Origin of the sequence: Kitasatospora phosalacinea (assembly GCF_000717185.1) — a bacterium.
GTDB classification, from domain to species: domain Bacteria; phylum Actinomycetota; class Actinomycetes; order Streptomycetales; family Streptomycetaceae; genus Kitasatospora; species Kitasatospora phosalacinea_A.
On the sequence record NZ_JNYE01000106.1, the window covers coordinates 12,474 to 33,506 of the forward strand.

General features: G+C 75.2%; 11 protein-coding genes and 1 pseudogene. 8 read left to right on the plus strand and 4 right to left on the minus strand.

The features are described 5' to 3' along the window. Positions 1 to 4 precede the first annotated feature (4 nt). Positions 5 to 1,042 carry a LacI family DNA-binding transcriptional regulator gene (locus OO57_RS32075; protein ID WP_234337597.1) on the minus strand — a complete coding sequence of 346 codons (1,038 nt, stop codon included), beginning with the start codon at positions 1,040 to 1,042 and terminating at the stop codon, positions 5 to 7. 221 nt (positions 1,043 to 1,263) lie between these two features. Here OO57_RS32075 and OO57_RS32080 point away from each other — a divergent pair, with 221 nt between their 5' ends. Further along, positions 1,264 to 3,087, plus strand: coding sequence for an arabinofuranosidase catalytic domain-containing protein (locus OO57_RS32080; RefSeq protein ID WP_033256258.1), 1,824 nt, complete (start codon positions 1,264 to 1,266; stop codon positions 3,085 to 3,087). Between the two features lie 290 nt (positions 3,088 to 3,377). Further along, complete coding sequence (locus OO57_RS32085; protein ID WP_158715303.1) at positions 3,378 to 4,451, plus strand: C40 family peptidase; 1,074 nt, start codon at positions 3,378 to 3,380, stop codon at positions 4,449 to 4,451. Between the two features lie 16 nt (positions 4,452 to 4,467). Here the strand turns inward: OO57_RS32085 and OO57_RS32090 are convergent, their stop codons facing one another. Beyond that, complete coding sequence (locus tag OO57_RS32090; protein ID WP_033256259.1) at positions 4,468 to 5,049, minus strand: DUF4232 domain-containing protein; 582 nt, start codon at positions 5,047 to 5,049, stop codon at positions 4,468 to 4,470. A gap of 306 nt (positions 5,050 to 5,355) precedes the next feature. On the opposite strand from OO57_RS32090, the gene OO57_RS32095 reads away from it, so the two are divergent. From OO57_RS32095 to OO57_RS32105, 3 genes and pseudogenes are all read left to right on the plus strand, one after another. Continuing rightward, positions 5,356 to 7,905 (plus strand): S8 family serine peptidase, encoded by a 2,550-nt coding sequence (locus OO57_RS32095; protein WP_033256260.1) that lies wholly within the window; start codon positions 5,356 to 5,358, stop codon positions 7,903 to 7,905. Next, entirely contained in the window at positions 7,905 to 10,820 is a 2,916-nt protein-coding gene (locus tag OO57_RS32100) for an FG-GAP repeat domain-containing protein (protein WP_033256261.1), read from the plus strand. The genes OO57_RS32095 and OO57_RS32100 overlap by 1 nt, the downstream gene beginning before the upstream one ends. 297 nt (positions 10,821 to 11,117) lie before the next feature. Further along, positions 11,118 to 13,271 (plus strand): annotated as a pseudogene (locus OO57_RS32105) (ATP-binding protein); the annotation flags it as partial. An 817-nt stretch (positions 13,272 to 14,088) separates the two neighbouring features. On the opposite strand, the gene OO57_RS32110 reads toward OO57_RS32105, so the two are convergent. Then, entirely contained in the window at positions 14,089 to 14,928 is an 840-nt protein-coding gene (locus OO57_RS32110; RefSeq protein ID WP_051778524.1) for a helix-turn-helix domain-containing protein, read from the minus strand. Between the two features lie 146 nt (positions 14,929 to 15,074). Here OO57_RS32110 and OO57_RS32115 point away from each other — a divergent pair, with 146 nt between their 5' ends. Both OO57_RS32115 and OO57_RS32120 read left to right on the plus strand, forming a co-directional pair. Next, entirely contained in the window at positions 15,075 to 15,677 is a 603-nt protein-coding gene (locus OO57_RS32115; RefSeq protein WP_033256262.1) for an NADPH-dependent FMN reductase, read from the plus strand. A gap of 93 nt (positions 15,678 to 15,770) precedes the next feature. Continuing rightward, complete coding sequence (locus OO57_RS32120) at positions 15,771 to 16,694, plus strand: squalene/phytoene synthase family protein (protein WP_324606811.1); 924 nt, start codon at positions 15,771 to 15,773, stop codon at positions 16,692 to 16,694. 54 nt (positions 16,695 to 16,748) lie between these two features. Here OO57_RS32120 and OO57_RS32125 read toward each other — a convergent pair whose 3' ends face one another. Beyond that, entirely contained in the window at positions 16,749 to 18,884 is a 2,136-nt protein-coding gene (locus tag OO57_RS32125) for a sigma-70 family RNA polymerase sigma factor (protein ID WP_051778525.1), read from the minus strand. 161 nt (positions 18,885 to 19,045) lie between these two features. On the opposite strand from OO57_RS32125, the gene OO57_RS32130 reads away from it, so the two are divergent. Next, positions 19,046 to 20,575, plus strand: coding sequence for a UDP-N-acetylglucosamine 1-carboxyvinyltransferase (locus tag OO57_RS32130; protein ID WP_033256263.1), 1,530 nt, complete (start codon positions 19,046 to 19,048; stop codon positions 20,573 to 20,575). The last annotated feature ends 458 nt before the right edge of the window (positions 20,576 to 21,033 follow it).

Sequence of the window (21,033 nt, forward strand, 5' to 3'; positions counted from 1 at the left end):
CGGCTCAGCGCGCCAGCGTGCTGCTCTCCCGCACCACCACCCGGAAGCCCGGCGTGACCCGCCGCCCCGGGCCGGTGTAGCGGCGCTCGATCCGCTCCTCCAGGCAGCGCACCGCCAGCTCGGCGATCAGCCGCTTGTCGGGCGCCACCGTGGTCAGCGACGGGATCGCGTACGCCGCCTCCTCGACGTCGTCGAACCCGACGATCGCCAGGTCCTGCGGCACCCGCAGCCCCGCCTCGTGCGCGGCCCGCAGCGCGCCCAGCGCCAGCAGGTCGTTGAAGCAGAACACCGCGTCCGGCCGCTCGGGCAGCCGCAGCAGCCGCCGCATCGCGGACGCCCCGTCCGGCCGGAAGTACGCCCGCACCGGCGGCAGCAGCTCCGGGTCGAGCGGCAGCCCGGCGTCCGCCAGCGCCTCCCGGTACCCGGCCAGGCGCTGCTCGGCGGTGGCCCGCGGCGCCGGGTCCTGCCAGCCGATCGCGGCGATCCGCCGGTAGCCCTCGTCCAGTAGGTGCCGGGTCACCTCGCGGGCGCCCGCCACGTTGTCGATGTGCACCCGGTCCGCGACCGGGCCCAGGTCGGCCTCGCCGAGCAGCACCAGCGGGATCTCCCGGGAGCGGGAGAGCAGCGCCGCCCGGTCCAGGCCCAGCGGGCTGAGGATCACCCCGTCGATCATCGGGTCGCCCAGGCCGGAGGCGATCCGCAGCTCCGCCGCCGGGTCGCCGCCGGTGTCGTCCATCAGCACCGTGATGCCCACCCGGCGGGCCGCCGCGATCACCTCCACCGCCAGCTCCGCGAAGTACGGGGACGGCAGCTCGGGGAAGGCCAGCGCGATCACCCCGCTGCGGCCGGTGCGCAGCCGGCGGGCCGTCACGTTCGGCTGGTAGCCCAGCTCGTCGACGGCCCGCTGCACCCGGGCGCGGGTCGCCTCGGCGACCGGCACCGTCCCGTTCACCACGTTCGAGACGGTCTTGACCGAGACCCCGGCCAGCTCCGCCACGTCCTTCAACCGCGGCGCCGCAGCGCCGCCACCCGGCACGGACACGCCCGCACCCTCCTCCCGCCGACCGGCGCGAGGGAGCGCGGCCGGCCTCGCCACGACGCCGCTACTACAACGTGAGAATACAAGGTCGCCGATGACCCGACAGCCGAACCGGCCGCGGAGCCGGGCCCCGCCCGCACCACCCGCGACACCGGTACCGCCCCTCGCACCCCCACCTGAAGGAGCGCACCTTGTCCAGCCGATTCATTTCGTCCGTACGGCAGTTGTGGCGCAACGCGCGCGCAGCCGCCACCGTCCTGGCGCTGCTCGTCGCCGCCCTCAGCGGCCTGCCCGGCACCGCCGCCGCGGCCACCGCCCAGCCCTGCGACCTGTACGCCTCCGGCGGCACCCCCTGCGTGGCCGCGCACAGCACCACCCGCGCCCTGTTCGCCGCCTACGACGGCCCGCTGTACCGCGTCACCCGGGCCTCCGACGGCGCGAGCACCGACATCGGCCTGCTCGCCACCGGCGGCTACGCCAACGCCCAGGCGCAGGACCAGTTCTGCAACGGCAGCACCTGCCGGATCACCCGGATCTACGACCAGACCCCCCGCCACAACGACCTCCTGCCCGGACCCGCGGGCACCGCGGGCGGCGTCGACCGCGGCGCCGACGCCGGCGAGATCGCCGTCACCGCGGGCGGCCACAAGGTCTACGGCGTGTGGATCTCGCCCGGCGTCGGCTACCGCTACACCGGCGTCGCCTCCGGGGTGGCGGTCAACGGCCAGCCCGAGGGCGTCTACATGGTCGCCTCCGGCACCCACGTCGGCGCCGACTGCTGCTTCGACTACGGCAACGCCGAATCCACCCCCGCCGACACCGGCAACGGCCACATGGACGCCGTCTCCATCGCCACCACCTGCTACTTCCCGCCGTGCAGCGGCAGCGGCCCGTGGATCGAGGCCGACCTGGAGAACGGCATGTTCCAGGGCGACAACGGCTCCAACACCGCCAACCTCGGCAACAACAGCCCCTTCGTCACCGCCGTGCTGAAGAACAACGGCCAGACCACGTACGCCCTCAAGGGCGGCAACGCGCAGTCCGGCGCGCTCACCACCTGGTGGAACGGCGCGCTGCCCAGCCGCCCCGGCTACCGGCCGATGCAGCAGGAGGGCGGCATCATCCTGGGCATCGGCGGCGACAACTCCAACCGGAACCGCGGCACCTTCTTCGAGGGCGCCATGGTCGCCGGCTACCCCGGCGACGCCACCGAGAACGCCGTCCAGGCCAACGTCACCGCCGTCGGCTACAACGGCCGCACCGACCTGCCCAACGGCCCGCAGGGCACCGTCACCGGCCCCGGCGGCCAGTGCGCGGACGTCGCCGCCGACGACACCGGCACCAACGGCGCCGCCGTCCAACTGTGGAACTGCCAGACGTACGCCGAGGACCAGCACTGGACGCACAACGCCGACGGCTCCCTCACCACCCTCGGCCGCTGCCTCGACGCCACCGGCAACGGCACCGCCAACGGCACGCCCCTGCAACTGTGGGACTGCAACGGCGGCGGCGCCCAGCAGTGGATCCAGCAGGCGAACGGCTCGCTGCTCAACCCGCAGTCCGGCCGCTGCCTGGACGACCCCAGCGGCAGCACCGCCAACGGCACCCGCCTGCAACTGTGGGACTGCAACGGCTCCACCGCACAGAAGTTCACCGCCAACGGCGGCGGCCCCGTCGCCGCCCCCGGCGGCCAGTGCGCGGACGTCGCCGCCGACGACACCGGCACCAACGGCACCGCCGTCCAACTGTGGAACTGCCAGACGTACGCGCTCGACCAGCACTGGACCCACCCCGCCGACGGCACCCTGCGCACCCTGGGCCGCTGCCTGGACGTGAACGGCAACGGCACCGCCGCCGGGACGCAGGTCGAACTGTGGGGCTGCAACGGCGTCGGCGGCCAGCAGTGGGTGCAGCAGGCCGACGGCTCGCTGCTCAACCCGCCCTCCGGACGCTGCCTGGACGCGCCCGGCGGCAGCACCGCCAACGGCACCCGGCTGCAACTGTGGGACTGCAACGGCAGCGCGGCGCAGAAGTTCGCCCTGCGCTGACGGGCCGCCAGGGCCAGCAGGGACAGCAAGGCCACCAGGGCCAGCAGGGCTCACCGGGGCCACCCGGCTGCTGAACGCCGCCGGGGGCCGCCACCGGCCCGGCCCCGCCCCGCGCGATCCGCGGGGCGGGGATGGGCCGCGCGGGTGAGTGTGGGGCTCCCCGGGGGCGAGGTCCCCGGGGCGGGTGGGGGCGGGTGCCAGAGTGTCGCTGGTTCCGATCATCAGACCGAGGACGGTGGACATCGGTGTCCCGTGACACACCCCGATCCTGGCGGGCCGCGGCCCTGCTGGTGGCAACGCTCCTCCTGGTACCGGTGGTTCCGGCCGCCGCCGACCCCGCCCCGGCACCCCCCGCCGGGGCGGGGTCCGCGTTCGACCGACTGGCCGCGGACGTCGCGGAGGCCCGGCACGCCGCCGAGGCCGCCGAGCAGAACTACACCGCCGCGGCAGGGGAGTTGGCACACCGCCGACAGCTCTCCGCGGACGCCGCCCGGCAGGTCGGCGAACAGCGCGCCCGGCTCGACGAGGCCGAATCGGAAGCCGCCCGGCTGGTCTCCGAGCAGTACCGCAGCGGCGGACTCGGCCCGCTCGCCCGGCTGTTCCTCTCCGACGGCCCCGAGGACTTCCTCGACCGCCGGCAGGACGCCGACTCCGCCTCGCGCAGCGCCGCCACCGTCCTGCGCGACCTGCGCGAGGCCCGCGACCGGATGGCGCAGCTCTCCGAACGGGCCGCGCAGGCCGAGAAGTCGGCGTCCGACGCCGCGGACGAGGCCCGGCGCTCCCTGGACCGCGCCAAGGAGGGCGCCGCCCGCACCGAGCAACTGCTCGCCGCCGCCACCGCCGAGCAGATCGGCCTGCTCGAACAGCGCGAGAACGCCCTCGCCGACGGCGCCGCGCAGCACCTGCTCGCCGCGGGCCCCGGCGGCGGGGCGTCCGCGGCGGGGCGCCGGGCCGTCGACTTCGCGCTCGCCCAGCGCGGCAAGCCGTACCTGTGGGGCGGCACCGGGCCGGACGCCTACGACTGCTCCGGCCTCACCTCGCAGGCCTGGCAGGCGGCCGGCGTCCCGATCCCGCGCACCAGCCAGCAGCAGTGGGCGGGCCTGCGCCACGTCGCCCTGCGCGACCTGCGCCCCGGCGACCTGGTCATCTACCACGCCGACGCCGGGCACGTCGCCCTCTACCTGGGCGGCGGCACCGTCGTCCACGCCCCGCACACCGGCACCGTGGTCAAGCTCGCCCCCCTCGCGATGCTCCCCGTCCTGGGCGCCGTCCGTCCCGACCCGGACGCCCCGGCCGAGGCCGCCCCGCCCGCGCTGCCGCAGCCGGCCCCGTCCCCGTTCGCGGCGCCCGCGGCCCGGAGTTGAGGGGTCGGTCGAGGCTTCAGGGCGTCACCGGGCGGACGGAGGCCCCGTCCCCGGCGCGCGGGTTGGCGCCCTCCCAGTGGAAGACCAGGGGGCCGGTGCCGCCGGGCGGGGTCAGTGCGATGCCGGTGACCGCGAACCCGGGGCGGTCGCCGGTGCCGCGGGGCAGGTAGTCGATGACGACGCGGGCCGTGCCGCCGGGCGGGAGGGTGACGGTGCGGGCGGGGGCGGCGGCGGTGGCGTGCGGGAGCAGCCAGCCGCCGGTGTCGCTGAGCAGTTCGACGGTGGGGTAGCCGGTCAGGGTGCAGGGCGCGGCGCTGCGGTTGGTCAGTTCGACCTCCTCGGTGGCCCGTTCACCGGGGCGCGCGGTGACGGTGGCGCGCAGGTCGTCCGCGGTGCAGCGGCCGCTGCCGTCCCGGACGGTCGCGGCCACCGGCTCGATCGCGGGGGCCGCCGCGGCGGTGGTGGCGGCGGGCCCGGGCGCGGTCGGGAGCGGGGCGGGGGCGGCGGGGCCGGGGTCCGCGCAGGCGGTGAGGGCGAGGCCGAGGACGGGGCCGAGGGCGGGCAGCAGGACGGCGGCGGGCAGGCGGCGCAGGTGCATGGCGGTGGGTCCCACTCGTGGTTCGGCGGCCCGGGCGGCTGGCCGGGGCGGGGCTGGCGGTCGGTCGGCGGATCGGTCGGCGGGTCGTGCTGCGGGTCGTGCTGCGGCCCGGGCGGCGGCCCGGGCGGCGGGGCCGGTGGGGGCGGGCCGGGAGGCGTTCCGGGTCCGGCGTGCGGCCATGCTGGCGCAGGTGGATCAACATCGGATCAACGCCCGCGGGCGGCGGCCGCGGAGCCTGTAATTCCGCAGTAACGGCCGCTCCCTACCTTCGGGGAATCCTGCTCCCTCCCTGGAGGATTCCCCCTCATGCACCTGCCCCGACAGAACCGGCGCAGAACGGCTCTCTGGGCCACTGCCGCACTGACCGTGACGGCCGGCCTGACCGCGTCCCCGCTGCCCGCCGCGGTGGCCGCCGCCCCCGCCCCGTCCGGCTCCGCCACCGTCCAGGTGGACCCGGCCCTGACCAGCGCGGTGGCGCACGGCCAGGACGCCACCTTCTTCGTGGTGCTGAAGGACCGCGCCGACCTCGGCAAGGCCAAGGGCAAGGGCTCGCACGCCGAGCAGGCGAAGGCCGCCTACCGGGAGCTGCAGGACACCGCGCAGCGCAGCCAGGGCGCGCTGAAGAAGTTCCTGGACGAGGAGAAGGTCGGCCACCAGGACTACTGGATCGCCAACGCCGTCCAGGTCACCGGCGACGCGAAGCTGATCGCGAAGCTGGCCGGGCGCGCTGACGTGCAGAAGATCGTCAAGGCGGGGACGTACCACATAGATGACACCGAGGTGTCGGCCGCGACCACCGCCGAGACGAGCAGTGACGGCACGCCCGAGTGGGGCGTGAAGGACATCGAGGCCGACCAGGTGTGGTCGCAGTACGACGCGCGCGGCGAGGGCATCGTCATCGCCAACGTCGACTCCGGCGTGCAGTACGACCACCCGGACCTGGTCGACAACTACCGCGGCAACAACGGCGACGGCACCTTCACCAACGACTACAACTTCTACGACCCGACCGGGAACTGCGCCACCCCCAGCACCCCGTGCGACAACAACGGCCACGGCACCCACACGATGGGCACCATGGTCGCCAAGAACGGCATCGGCGTCGCCCCGAACGCGAAGTGGATAGCGGCCAAGGGCTGCGAGTCCTCGCAGTGCTCGGACGAGTACCTGCTGAAGGCCGGGCAGTGGATCCTGGCGCCGACCGACCACAACGGCAACAACCCGCGGCCCGAGATGGCGCCGAACATCGTCAACAACTCCTGGGGCGGCGGCGACACCACCTTCTACCAGGACATCGTCGAGGCCTGGAACTCCGCGGGCATCTTCGAGGCGTTCGCGGCGGGCAACGACGGCGACGGCACCACCTGCTCGACCTCGCACGCCCCCGGCTCGCAGGCCCCGTCCTACGGCGTCGGCGCGTACGACGTGAACGGCAAGATCGCGAACTTCTCCGGCTTCGGCCCGTCCCTGGTGGACGGCTCGGCCAAGCCGAACATCTCCGCCCCCGGCGTCAACGTCCGCTCCACCTGGCCGGGTTCGCAGTACATGGCGGAGTCCGGCACCTCGATGGCCACCCCGCACGTGGCCGGTGCGGCCGCGCTGCTGTGGTCGGCCGCGCCGAGCCTGATCGGTGACATCGAGGGCACCCGCGCCCTGCTCAACCAGGGCGCCCGGGACGTCGACGACACCCACTGCGGCGGCACCGCCGGCATGAACAACGTGTGGGGCGAGGGCAGGCTCGACATCCTCAAGTCCGTCGACCTGGCCCCGCACACCGCCGTGAACATCACCGGCAAGGCCACCGACAAGGCGACCGGCGCCGCGCTGCCCGGCATCGTGGTGCGGATCACCGACGCCGCGGGCGACACCCGCACCGTCACCACCGCCCCCGACGGCTCCTACCGCCTCGCGCTGGCCCCCGGCAGCTACGACGTCGCCGCTTCCGGCTACGGCTACGCGAACTTCGCGCTCAAGGGCCTGACGGTCGCCGCCGGGCAGCCGCAGACCGTCCCGCTGGCGATGACCGCCGTCGCCACCCACGCCGTCACCGGCACCGTGCTGGACGTCACCGGCAAGCCGCTGGCGGGCGCCGTCGTCGAGCTCACCGGCACCCCCGTCGCCTCCGTGGTCTCCGGCAAGGACGGCTCGTACAGCCTGGGCCAGGTCGCCGAGGGCAGCTACACGCTGACCGTCAAGCCCGTCCAGCCCGTGCTGTGCAACGGCGTGTGGACCGGCCCGCTGGCCGTCGCCGCCGACACCGCCAAGACCGTGCAGACCCCGGCCCGCACCGACAACTCCGGCACCAGCTGCGCCCCCACCGCGTACAGCTGGGTCAAGGGCGCCAGCAAGGTCGCGCTCAGCGGTGACGAGGACGCCAAGACCGTCACCCTGCCGTTCCCGGTCACGTACTACGGCGTGACGTACACCAGTGCCTCCGTCACCACCAACGGCCTGGTCAACTTCCTCCAGCCGCGGATCGGCGACTACGCCAACACCGCGCTGCCCACCCCGTACCAGCCCAACGGCGTCGTCGCCCCGTTCTGGGACGACCTGACCCTCGACAAGAAAGCCACCGTCACCACCGCCACCACCGGCACCGCGGGCAAGCGCACCTTCGCCGTGGTCTGGGACAACGTCCCGCTGGCCGCCGACAGCTCGAAGCGGGTCAGCTTCGAGGTGCTGTTCGACGAGGCCACCGGCGCGATCACCTTCCAGTACCAGAACGTGCCCGGCGCGGGCTCCGGCGCCACCGTCGGCATCGAGAACCAGGCCGGCACCGACGCCCTCCAGTACTCCTTCAACCAGGCCGTCCTGACCAACGGCTCGGCGATCCGCTTCACCCAGGGAGCCAAGTGATGACCACCCACCGCAGAGCCCTCCGGCTCGCCTCCACCCTGGTCGCCGCAGGCCTGGCCCTCACCGCCGCCCCGTACGCGCTGGCCGCCGACGCCACCGCCGGGACCGACGGCGTGGTCAAGCTGACCGACGCCCAGGCCCAGGACATCAGCGCCCGGCTGAACGCCGACCTCTACCCGCAGGCCACCGCCACCGCCACCGACAGCGCCGACACCGCCCCCGCGGGCGACACCGGCACCGGCGGCAGCGGCAGCCAGCTGGACGCCCACGCGCCCGTCACCTTCACCGCCGGCTCCACCCTGGAGGGCGTGCGCGGCCTGGCCAAGACCGTCCCGGCCGGTGCCGACGGCAGCTACTTCACCCTGCACAGCCTCGGCAACGTCCAACTGCACAAGGCCGACGGCTCCACCGCCTGGGCCCGCACCAACGCCTCGCTGTACGCCGACTGGCAGGTCAAGCCGCTGCGCCCCTGGGACACCGAGCCGTACCCGGCCCGCATCCCGCTCGGCTACAACCCGCTCGACCCGTTCGGCTCGGACTCCCGCCAGGGCTACGACACCGGCGACCTCACCGGCGACGGCGTGCCCGACCTGGTGGTCTCCGCGACCGTCGGCGAAGCGCCCTACCGGCCGTTCACCTCGCCCGGCTCCGCGCTCACCTACGGCTCCTTCGTCACCGTCCTGGACGGCTCCACCGGCAGGACCCTGTGGTCCAAGCTGTACGCCACCTCCACCATCGTCCGGATCGTCGACGGCACCCTGCTGGTCTCCGACGCGCCGAGCAACAACACCAGTGCGGCCCGCACCAGCACCGCCACCCTCACCGGCATCCAGTTCGGCTACGCGGACGGCAAGCTCACCCCGACCTCGACCTGGACGTACGACACCGGCGTCAGCAAGGCGAGCGGCGAAGCCGCCTGGGGCGACCTGGTGGAGCTCGGCGGCGGCAAGGTCGCGGTCTCCTTCGACCGCCGCAGGACCGCCACCGCGCCCGCCCGCACCACCACCTTCGTGCTGGACACCGCCGACGGCTCGCTCGGCTGGCAGACCGACGGCGACCTGCTGGGCCGCCAGCTGCACCTGGACGCCGCGCGCCACCGGGTCGTCGCGGTCGAACAGGCGGACTACTTCGAAGCCCTGAGCTACTCCCTGGTCTCCTACGACCTGGCCACCGGCGCCCGCACCGTGCTCGACACCCGGGTCAACACGATGGTCACCGCGATGAGCATCGGCGACGCCGCCGACGGCTCCGGCGACGAGTACGTGGTGAGCGAGTCCACCCTGGACAACGCCATCTACGTGAACTCCAGCACCATCCGGGTGCTGGACGGCGCCGACGGCTCCACCGTCCGGTGGACCTCCACCACCAAGCGCACCGCGGACGGCGGCGACGGCCCCAGCACCTGGAGCCTCGACGCGGTCGGCGGCACGCTGTACGCCAGCGCCCAGGACGGCACCGACACCGACACCGCCGCCAACGTCTCCGGGCTGCGCTACGGCGTGCTCACCGCGTACAACGGCAACGGCAAGGTCCGCTGGCAGGAGAAGGCCACCAACGCCTCGCCGCGCTTCCAGCAGATCGACGGCAGCACCGTGCGCACCGTCGACCAGCAGCAGAACATCCACACCTACAACCTCGGCAACGGCAAGCAGAAGAGCCTCACCCCGCTCCAGGGCGACCTCAACTACGCCGCCGCCACCGACCTCGACGGCGACGGCAAGCAGGACGTCATCGCGGGCGGCACCTCCGACGGCGTCTGGGCCTACTCCGGCCCCTCGCTGCTGTCGGGCACCCCGAAGCAGCTGTGGCGGGCCACCGTCCCCGGCGAGGTGCACGCCGTCGCCACCGGCGACGTCAACGGCGACGGCAAGCCCGAGGTCGTGGTCGCCGCCGACACCGCGACCGTCGTCCTCGACGGCGCCACCGGCCAGGTGCTGACCACCATCGACGGCGGCGGGAAGTACGTCCGCTCGGTGACGCTCGCCGACCTGGACGGCGACGGCAAGCAGGAGATCCTCGTCCCCACCGACGCGCTGCGCGCCTACAAGGGCGACGGCACGGCGCTGTGGACGTACGCCGCCCCGGCCGGCTCCGGCGAGGTCGTCTTCTCCGACGCCGTGGTCTCCGAAGGCAGGGTGTTCGCCCAGTACTCGGGCATCGGCGCCATGCAGCAGGCCGACTCGGTGCAGAACGGTGTCGCCCTGGACGCCGCCAAGGGCACCCTGCTCTGGCAGGCCGACCCCAAGGCGCCCGCCGAGGCCGTCGACGGCAAGATCCACGGCGCGCTGCTCGACCACGCCGTCTACGCCTCGCCGAAGATCCCGTACGCCGACGGCCACGCCATGGTCTACACCTGGCTGATCTCGGCCGTCCCCGGCGGCATCAGCGGTGGCGGCACCGACCTGGTCAGCCCGATGTCGGTCACCGAGATCCGCGACGGCCGCACCGGCGAGGTGCTGCACCAGAAGGTGGCCGGCGGCCCCTGGTCGCACGGCAACTTCTTCACCGGCGAGGACGGCGACGGCCTCCAGGAGATGGGCTTCGGCGTGCTGCGCCAGTACCTGGCGGGCGGCGAGGACCGCTGGACCTCCGTCACCGCGCCGCTGCGCACCGCGCAGTTCATCACCGGCCCCGACGGGAAGAAGCTGCTGGTCGGCGGCGTCGAGGGCGGCCTGGCCGCCTACGACCCGGCGATCGTCGGCGACGGCAACGCCTTCCACTCCTCGATCGGATCCGCCAACGCCCGCGGCGGCCGCGACTACCTCGCCGTCGATCTGGACGGCGACGGCAAGGAGGAGATGATCTCGCTCAACTACGACGCCCTCGGCGTCAACCGGGCCGCCAAGATGCTCGGCGGCGGGGTGCTGTCGATCGACAACGGCATTCACCAGATGACGACGTACAAGCTCTCCTGAACCCCTTCACCGGACCTCTGCAGAATCGTCCGGACGAGTAAAGGACGGGTACCCCGCAGGCTCCTGCCTGCGGGGTGCTCGGCTTGTTCGTGTACTGTTACCGGCCTTATGGGCGCACGAGAGACGAACCGGACGGACACCGCACCACCCATGCTGCGCCTTTACCTCTTCGAGGGATTCCGGGCCGAACGCGACTCCGGGCCGCCACTGGCCGAACGCTGGCCCCGGCCTGGCGCCCGCGCCCTGGTCAAGGTCCTCGCGGTCGCCCCCGGCCACCGGCTGCACCGTGAGGAGGTGATGGACCTGTGCTGGCCCGACGCCGACCCCGCCGCCGCCGCGGGCAGCCTCCGGGTCGCCCTGCACGCCGCCCGGCACGCCCTGGAGCCCGAACTCGCCCCCCGCGCCGCCTCGTCCTACCTCAAGGCCGACGGCGGACTGCTGCTGCTCGACCCCACCGCCGTCTGGATCGACGCCGACCACGCCGAACAGGCCGCCGAGGACGCCCTCGCCGACGGCCGGGCCGAACGACTCGCGGACGCAATACGCCAGTTCACCGGCGAACTGCTCCCCGAGGACCGCTACGCGCACTGGGCCGGAGCCCGCCGCACCCGGCTCGCGCAACTGTGCGAACAGCTCCTGCTGCGGCTCGCCTCCGCCCACCTCGACCAGGACCGCCCCGAGGACGCCGCCGCCTGCGCCGAACAGGTCCTCGCCACCAGCCCCGCCGAGGAACTCGCCCACCGCCTGCTCATCGACGCCTGCCTGCGCCAGGGCCAGCGCCGCCGCGCCCTGCGCCAGTACCACCAGTGCCGCGAGGTGCTCGACGCCGAACTCGGCATCCGCCCCGGCCCCGAGACCGAACGCCTGCACCGCGCCGCCCTCGCCGCCGCCCCCGCCCCCGCCCCTGCCGGAGCCGCGCTCCCGGCCCGGCTGCGTAGTGCCGCGCCCGCCCGGTTGCACGGCCGCGAGGTGGAGTTGGGACGGCTGCTGGACCCGGCCGGGCCGCCGGTGCGGCTGCTCACCGGCGAAGCGGGCATCGGCAAGACCCGCCTGGCCGCCGAGGCCGCCCGCCGGGCCGCCGCCGACGGCAGCGCCGTGCTGTGGGGCAGTGGCCAGGACGCCGAGGACCACACCCCCTACGGCGTCTTCGCCGCCGCCCTCGACGGCTGGCTCGCCGAGCACGACCCCGCCGAACGGGCCCGGGTCGGCGCCGAGTACCCCGAACTCGCCGCCTTCCTGCCCTCGCTCGGCCAGGTGCCCACCGGCGCCGCCCGCAGCCCCGAGGAGGAACGCGACCGCCTGTTCCGGGCCGGGGCCGCCCTGCTCGGCGACCTCGCCGCCACCCGCCCCGTCCTGGTCGTCCTCGACGACCTGCACGCTGCCGACACCGGCTCCTACCAGCTGCTCGGCCACCTCGCCCGGCGCGCCCACGACCGCCGCACCCCGCTGCGCTTCCTCGCCACCTACCGCGAGGAGGAACTCCCCGACGGCGACGCCCGCCGCCGCGCCGTCGCCGCCCTGCTCCGCCAGCAGCTCGCCGTCCGCGAGGAACTCGGACGCCTCGACCAGGCCGCCGTGCTGGCCGCCGTCCGCGACGCCACCGGCCGCCCGCCCCGCCCCGACGTGTGGGAACTCTCGCTCGGCAACCCGCTGTTCGCCCTCGAACTCGCCCGCGGAGGAGGCCCGGAGGACGACCCGGCGCACCCGCCCGCCGGGGTGCGCGACCTGGTCGGCGAACGGCTCCTGAAACTCGACCCGGCCGCCCGCCGCTTCGTGGAGGCGCTGTCGGTGGCCGGCGTCGAGGCGGCCCTCGCCGAACTCCTCGACGTCGCCGAACACGGCCTGCACCCGCCCGTCACCGGCGCAGCCGCCGCCGACGCCGTCGAACACGCCATCGCCGCCGCCCTCATCGAAGAACGCCAGGTCGTCACCGCCGGACGCGCCGAGGCCGGACTCGCCTTCCGCCACCCCCTGGTCCGGCTCACCTGCTACGACGGCCTCTCCGCCGTCCGCCGCCGCCAGCTGCACACCGCCTACGCCCAGGCCGTCCAGCGCCGCCGCCCCGACGCCGTCGACGCCCTCGCCTCGCACTTCACCCGCGCCGACGACCCGCGCGCCGCCGACTACCTGCGCCGCGCCGCCGAACGCGCCGCCGCGCTCTACGCCAACGACACCGCCGACCGCTACTACCGCGACCTCGTCGCCCGCCTCGACGTCGACGCCGCCCGCGCCCGCCTCGCCCACAGCCAGGTCCTGCGCCGGATGGGCGAACCCGGCCGCGCCGCCGACGTGCTGCGCACCGCCCTCGCCGAGTTCCTCGACCGCGGCGACCACGACGACACCGTCGCCACCGCCGCCCACCTCGCCGAAGCGCTCTTCCGGGCCGGGGAACTCGACGAGGCGCTCGCCGTCCTGGCCGCCCACCCGCCGCAGGAGCACGCCGGCCCCGAGGCCCGCGCCCTGCACCACCTCGCCCGCTCCAACCTCGACAAGACCCAGGGCCACTACCAGGACGCCTACCTGGCCGCCCGCCGCGCCCAGGACCCGGCCGAACGCGTCCCCGGACCGAACGGCCAACTCCTGCAAGCCCGTTCGCACGCCACGCAGGCCATCAACCTCGGCCTGGCCGGCCGCTTCGGCGAGGCCCGCAGGGCCGGCGACCGCGCCCTCGCCCCCGCCCAGGCCTACGGCGACCCCGTACTGCTCGGCTCCGTCCTGTCCACCCTGCGCGAGAACGCCCGCCGCCACGGCCGCCTGCACGACGCCGTCCGCTTCGGCCGCCAGGCCCTCGACCACGCCCGCCAGTCCGGCGACCCCCTCGCCACCGCCTTCGAACAGCTCAACCTCGCCGAACTCCACCTCCTGCTGGAGGAGAACGACACCGCCGCCCAGTACGCCGAAGCCGCCGTCGCCGCCGCCGACTGGGACGACGCCTGGTCACTGCCCTACGCCCTCGCCGTCCTCGCCCGCGTCCTACTGCGCACCGGCGACACAGCGCGCGCCGCCGCCCTGCTGGAACGGGCCGGCACCCCCGGCGACGAACAGGCCCACCACGAAGTCCGGCGCGCCCGCGCCCTGCTCGCCCTGCGCGGCGACGACCCCGCCACCGCCCTCGCCGTCCTCGGCGCCGACGCCGCCGAACGGGCCCCCGAACTCGCCGCCTACGCCCACCTGGCCGCCGGACGCCCCGCCGAGGCCGCCCGGATCGCCGCAGCCGAAGCCACCCGCGCCCACGCCAGCGGCGAACGCCTCGCCGAGACCGAGGCCCTCATCGCCCACGCCACCGCCGCCACCCGCCTCGGCGACGACGCCACCGCCCGCACGGGTCGGCGGGGAGGTGGACCAGGAGGCGCTGGTCGTCGTCGGCGGGGAGCTGGAGCGTCTCGTAGGACAGCCGCAGCTCGCCGGCCTCCGGGTGGTGCAGCCGCTCCGTGCCGGTGGCGTCCGGCAGGCCGGGCAGGTTCGCCAGCCGGTCGGTGAACTCCGGGCCCGCCGCGAGCGCCAACTCGTCCATCAGCGCCGCGACCTGGGCGTCCGAGCGGCCGGGGCCCTGCTTGAGGGCGGCCACCTGCTGGTCGGCGGCCCGCGCCCAGTCCGGGTAGGCGGTCCGGGCCCGCGGGTCGGTGAGGACGTAGCGGGCCAGGTTCGGCCGCGGGCCGTCCAGCAGGCCGAGGGGCTCGGCCAGGCGCCGGTAGGCGGCGGTGCAGGCGAGGATCTCGCCGAGCCGGTTGAGCACCAGCGCCGGGGCCGGTTCGAGGTGGTCGAGCAGCGCCCGCACGGTCGGGCGCACGGCGCGGTTCGGCGCCGCGCCGCCGGTGCAGGTGAACTGCCCGCCCAGCGCCTTGCCCAGCCGGTGCAGGTGGACCCGCTCGGCCGTGCCCAGCCGCAGCGCGTCGGCCAGGGCGGCGAGCACCGGCACGGACGGGTGCCGGTCGCGTCCCTGCTCCAGCCGGGTCACGTACTCGACGCTGACCCCCGCCAGGGTCGCCAGCTCCGCCCGCCGCAGGCCGGGCGTGCGGCGGCGCGGCCCGGCGGGCAGGCCCACCTCGGCCGGGGTGACGGCCTCGCGGCGGGTGCGCAGGAACAGTCCCAGTTCGTTGTCGCTCACCCGTCGAACGTAACAGCCGCGCCCCGTACGGAGGGTGGCCCCGGTACTACCAGTCTCGGCGCGGCCTCCCCGGGCCCGCCGCGGCCCGCCAGTCTGGAGCGGTGCCGCCCCGGACGGGGCGCCGCCCCCGGACCCCAGGAGACGTGATGACCAGTCAGCCGCTCAACCTCGCCGTGATCGTCGGCAGCGTCCGGGAGGGCCGCTTCGGCCCGGTGGTCGCCCGCTGGATCGCCGACCGGGCCGCCCGGCACGGCCGCTTCACGGTCGACCTGATCGACCTCGCCGAGACCCCGGTCCCGCTCGAACTCCCGTCCGTCCCACCGGCCCTGGAGCCGAACCCGCCCCGCACCGCGGCGCTGCAGCAACTCGCCGACCGGCTCGCCGCCGCCGACGCCGTGGTGGTGGTCACCCCCGACTACAACCGCAGCTTCCCGGCCTCGCTGAAGGCCGCCATCGACTGGCACTACACCCAGTGGCAGGCCAAGCCGATCGGCTTCGTCGGCTACAGCGGCGCCAGTGGCGGCCTGCTCGCCATCGAGCAACTCCGGCAGGTCTTCAACGAGTTGCAGGCCCACACGGTGCGGGACTACGTCTCCTTCCCGCGCTACTACCTGCTCTTCGCCCCCGACGGCACCCTGATCGACCCGGAGGGCCCGGAGGCCGCGGCCAAGGCGATGCTCGACCAGCTCGACTGGTGGGGATCCGTCCTGCACGACGCCCGCCGCGACCGCCCGCTCACCGCGAACTGACGCCCCGGCCCGCCGACGGGCGGCTCGACGGCGGGTCGGCTTGGCAGGATGGTCCCCGGACGGCGGCCCGAGGGCGGGTCGCGGGAGCGGGAGGTGCGGGACGTGGGCGGCTGGGAGCGGGCACTGGACGCGGCGGGGGTGCGGGAGCCCGGGCTGCGGGCCGCGTACGGGCGGCAGCGCGAGCAGGTCGCGGCGTACAAGCGGGAGGTGGCGCTGGCCGCGGGGCTGCTGCTGCCGCCCGCGACCGTCCCGCACGTGATCGCCGCGACCGCGTTCATGCACCGCACCGACGACCTGCTCGACAGCGGCCCGCCCGACGCCCGCCGCGCCGCCTCCGCCCGCTGGCGCGAGCAGGTCACCGCGGCGCTCGACGCGGGCGACAGCGCGGACCGGGACCTGCGGCCGCTGCTGGACAGCGTCGCGGCCCGCCCCGTGCTGCGCGGCCGGGTGCTGGACTTCCTCGCCGTCGCGGACGCCGACCTCGACTTCGCGGGCTTCGCCACCGAGGACGACTACCAGGCCTACCTGGACGGGTACTCGCTGCCCGGCTTCATGGTCGTCGCCGCGCTGCTCGGCCCCGACGGCGACCAGCGCGCCTACCGCGCCGCCTGCCGGACCTTCATCGACTCCAGCCAGCGCCTCGACTTCGTCAACGACCTCGCCGAGGACCTCGCGGACGGCCGCCTCACCCTCCCGCGGCAGACCCTGGCCGAGCACGGCGTCACCCGCGCCGACCTGGAACGCCCCGCGGCCACCCCCGCCGTGCGGGCCCTGCTCGGCGCGCTGCTGGACCGCTCCGACCGCGACCGCGACCGCGCCGTCGACGCCGGGATCGCCGAGCTCGCCCCGCCCGCGCACCGGCCGATGGTCCGCTGCATCCTCGGCGTCGAACGGCTCACCGCCGCCGCGGCCCGCGCCGACCTCGACGCCCTGCTGCGGCGCTCCGCGAGCCCCGCGAAGCCGGGCCTGCTGCGGCTGCTGGGCCGCGAGTACCTGCGGGCCCGGCGCCTGCGCTGAGGCGGGAGGGAGGGGAGCGGACGGGCGGGCGGTAAGGCGGGCGGCCGCGGGCCGTCAACTGCCGTGCTGCTCGGTCATGGTGGCGCCCGCCGCCGTCCGGGGCCGCAGGAACGCGGTGGGCGGCAGGCCGCCGTCGGCCGGGCGGGCGGCCTCGGCGGTGGACGGGTCGGTGGAGGCGAACAGGTCGGCCGCGGGGGCGTCCCAACTGTTGCCGGTGGAGCGGGAGTCCGGGCCGCGCTGGACGTCCCGGCCGTTGCCGAGGGCGGCGTCGGCGGACAGCTCGGCCGCCGCGTCCGGGAGGTAGAAGCCGAAGAGCGCGTTGCGGAAGGCGGAGTTGCCGGCCAGTCGCAGCGCGCCCGGGTTGCCCTCGTCGTTGAAGCCGAGGCCGGAGTTGTCCCAGGCGGCGTTGTTCACCACCAGGTGCGCCACCGCCGTCCGGCCGTCCCCGCCGCCCAGGGTGAAGCCGTTGCCGTTGCGGTACGACCAGTTGCTGTCCACCGTCACCGGGCTGGTGAAGCCGCCCAGGTCGAGGCCGTCGGTGGCGTTGTCGTGGAGGCGGTTGCCGCGCACCACGTTGCCCCCGCCCGAGCCGAAGGTCAGGCCGAGCCCGATGCCCGCCGTGCCCGCGGCGTCCCGGTTGTCGTAGAAGTCGCTGTCCAGCACCGCGTTCCCGCTCGTCCCGGCGTCCCGCAGCAGCAGCCCCGAACGACCGTTGCCGTGGAACGCGACCCGCTGGAACACCGTCGAGCGGCAGCCGCTGCACACCCAGCCGTGCCCGGCCGCGCCGCGCAGCTCCAGCCCCTGGACGGTCCAGAAGCCGCCGGTCTGGGTCACCGCCCAGGCGGAGGCGGGCAGCGCGGAGGCGTCCAGCACCGGGTGCTCGTCGCGGTAGGCGGAGAGCGTGATCCGTTGCGTCCCGGTGCCCGTGGTGCCGATGCCCACCGGCGCCGCCAGCCGGTACGTGCCGCCGCGCAGGGCGATCGTCTGCCCCGGCCGGACGACCGCCGCGGCCCGTGCCAGGGACGCGAACGGGTGCGCCAGCGAGCCGTCCGCGTCGTCCGAGCCGTCCGGTGCGACGTACAGGTCGGCGACCGCCACGCCGGGGAACGCGGCCGGGGGCGCGGCTTCCGCCGACCGGGCGGCGGTGGCGGACGGGGAGGCGGAGGGCGAGGCGACGGCGGAAGGGGAGGGCGGCGCGGCGGGGGACGGCGCGGCCGGGGCGGTGGCGCCGGGCGCCGGGGGGTGCGGGGCGGGGGAGTCCGGGCCCGACCACGGGACGACGGCCAGCAGTACCGCCGTCGCCACGGTGGCGGCGCCCGCGGCCGTCCACGCGGTGACCCGGCCCGCGGTGCTCCGGCCCGCGGCGGGGACGCCCTTGCGCAGCGCGGCACCCAGCCCGTCCGCGAGCCGGTCCGGCACCAGCAGCACGCCGAGGCCGGGCAGCAGCCGCTCCGGCGGGACCATCCCGGCCGCGCGGCCCCCGCACTCGGCGCACTCGCGCAGGTGCCGGGCCAGCCGCTTGCGCCACACCGAGCCGGGCCGGCCGTCCCACCCGGCCGCGGCCCGTTCCAGCCCGGCGCAGCGCGGTTCGGCGTCCAGCGCCCGCACCAGCGAGCGGACCAGGTCGAGTTGGGCCTTCATCCGCTTCAACCTGACCGCGGCGTGCGACGGTTCGACGCCGAGGGCGGCGGCGAGCTCGGCCCGGTCGAGGTCGCCGAGCACCTCCTGCCACCACAGGGCCAGGAGTTGGCGGTCGGCCTGGTCCAACCAGGCGGTGGCGCGGACGAGTTCGCGGCGCTGGGCGGAGAGGGCCAGCTCGGCGACGCTCCGGTCGGCGAAGTCGGTGCCCGGGTCGGGGACGTCCAACGCCTCCAGGCGGTGCGGCAGTTCGAGCACCCGGCGGCGCCCGTGCTCCTGGACCCGGCGGTAGGCGATCGCCACCAGCCAGGACCTGAAACGTTCGGGCTCGCGCAGTCCCGCCAGGCCGCGCACCGCCCGCAGCATGGTCTCCTGGGTCAGGTCGTCGGCCTCGCCGGGGCCGACGGCCCGGGCGATCAGGTGGTGCACCAGCGTCAGGTGCGCGCCCAGCAGCCGTTCCAGGGCCGCCGCGTCCCCCGCCTGGGCCGCCGCCACCAGCCGCGGGACGTCCGTCCCGGCCTCCCGCCGACCGTCCACGAGCACCGCCGCCACCCCTCCCGTCCCGACCGGCCGACCGACCGGCCGCACCGGGGTCCGCATCCTGGCATGACCGCGCCCGGCCAGTAAAGCGGTTCGGTGCCCGGCGGCCCCCGACACGCCCGGGGCGGCTGCCGAACGTGCGCCGTATCGCACAGGTGAGATATGTTCGCGCGGTGACCGAAGACTACCTCTCCCGCATCGGCAAGCTCGTCCGCGCCGCCCGCACCCACAAGGGCTGGACGCAGAGCCAGCTCGCCGCGGCCCTCGGCACCACCCAGAGCGCGGTGGCCCGGATCGAGTCCGGCGGCCAGAACATCGGCCTGGACCTGGTCGCCCGGATCGGCGAGGCGCTCGACAGCGAGATCGTCTCGCTCGGCGTGGCCGGGCCGATGAACCTGCGGGTGGTCGGGGGCCGCACCCTCTCCGGCAGCATCGAGGTCCGCACCAGCAAGAACGCCTGCGTCGCGCTGCTCGCCGCCTCCCTGCTCACCACCGGCCGCACCACCCTGCGCCGGGCCGCCCGGATCGAGGAGGTCTACCGGCTGCTGGAGGTCCTCGCCAGCATCGGCGTGCGCCACCGCTGGATCAACGACGGCGTCGACCTGGAGATCACCCCGCCCGCCGAACTCGACCTCTCCGCCATGGACGAGGACGCCGCCCGGCGCACCCGCAGCATCCTGATGTTCCTCGGCCCGCTGCTGCACCGCGCCGACCGCTTCGAGATCCCCTACGCGGGCGGCTGCGACCTCGGCACCCGCACCATCCAGCCCCACCTGTCGGCCCTGCGCCAGTTCGGCCTGCACGTCAGCGCCACCACCGGCACCTACCGGGCCAGCGTGGACCGCGGGGTCTCCCCGCAGCGCCCCATCGTCCTGACCGAACGCGGCGACACCGTCACCGAGAACGCGCTGCTCGCCGCCGCCCGCCACCCCGGCACCACCGTCATCCGCAACGCCAGCGCCAACTACATGGTCCAGGACCTGTGCTTCTTCCTGGAACTGCTCGGCGTCGAGGTCGAGGGCATCGGCACCACCACCCTCACCGTGCACGGCAAGGCCGTCATCGACGCCGACGTCGACTACGCCCCCTCCGAGGACCCGGTCGAGGCGATGAGTCTGCTCACCGCCGCCGTCGTCACCAACTCCGAACTCACCATCCGCCGCGTCCCGATCGAGTTCGTCGAGATCGAGCTCGCCGTCCTCGACGAGATGGGCCTCGACTGCGAGCGCGGCCCCGAGTACCCGGCCGCCAACGGCCGCACCCGGCTGACCGACCTCACCGTGCGCCCCTCCAAGCTGGTCGCGCCGATCGACAAAATCCACCCGATGCCGTTCCCCGGCATCAACATCGACAACCTGCCGTTCTTCGCCGCGATCGCCGCCTGCGCCCACGGCACCACCCTGGTCCACGACTGGGTGTACGAGAACCGCTCGGTCTACCTCACCGAACTCGGCCGGGTCGGCGCCAACGTCCAACTCATGGACCCGCACCGCGTCCTGGTCGAGGGCCCCACCCGCTGGCGCGCCGCCGAGATGATGTGCCCCCCGGCGCTGCGCCCCGCGATGGTCCTGCTGCTGGCGATGCTGGCCGCCGAGGGCACCTCCGTCCTGCGCAACGTCTACGTGATCAACCGCGGCTACGAGGACCTGGCCGCGCGCCTCAACTCGGTCGGCGCGCAGATCGAGGTCTTCCGCGACATCTGAGGCGGCTGAGGCCTCCGAGGCCGTCGGCGCGGCGCGCGCCGGGAGCATCGCACCAGTGCTGTGGGGCCGTCCCGACTCCGGTCGGGGCGGCCCTTCCGCGTGCCCTTCCGCGTGCCCGCTGCCTGCCCGCTGCCCGCCCGCCGCGGGGCTCCGCGGGCGTCGCCGGAGAACCCGCCGGAAATCCCGCCGAAAAGTTTTTGTCATCCCGCCGGACCAACCCCGTCTACAAGGGTGCTGCGGGCCGACCCGGTCGGCAGCGCGGGTTCCCTGTGCAGAGAGGACGGACCGGTGTCCGGAAGATTGCGTGGTGCGGCGGTGGCCGCGGTGGCCGCGGTGGTGCTCGGGGCGGGGGTGGTCTCGGTCGCCCCGGCCGAGGCCGTGACGTTGCCCGCTGCTGGGACGTACCAGTTGGCGGTGGCGAAGAGCGGGATGTGTCTGGACGTTCCGTCGGGTTCGAC

Excerpts from the sequence above, each read along its gene's own strand:
- OO57_RS32090 (WP_033256259.1), bottom strand. The coding sequence starts at position 5,049 with ATGCACCTGCGCCGCCTGCCCGCCGCCGTCCTGCTGCCCGCCCTCGGC.
- OO57_RS32095 (WP_033256260.1), top strand. The coding sequence starts at position 5,356 with ATGCACCTGCCCCGACAGAACCGGCGCAGAACGGCTCTCTGGGCCACT.
- OO57_RS32115 (WP_033256262.1), top strand. The coding sequence starts at position 15,075 with ATGACCAGTCAGCCGCTCAACCTCGCCGTGATCGTCGGCAGCGTCCGG.
- OO57_RS32100 (WP_033256261.1), top strand. The coding sequence starts at position 7,905 with ATGACCACCCACCGCAGAGCCCTCCGGCTCGCCTCCACCCTGGTCGCC.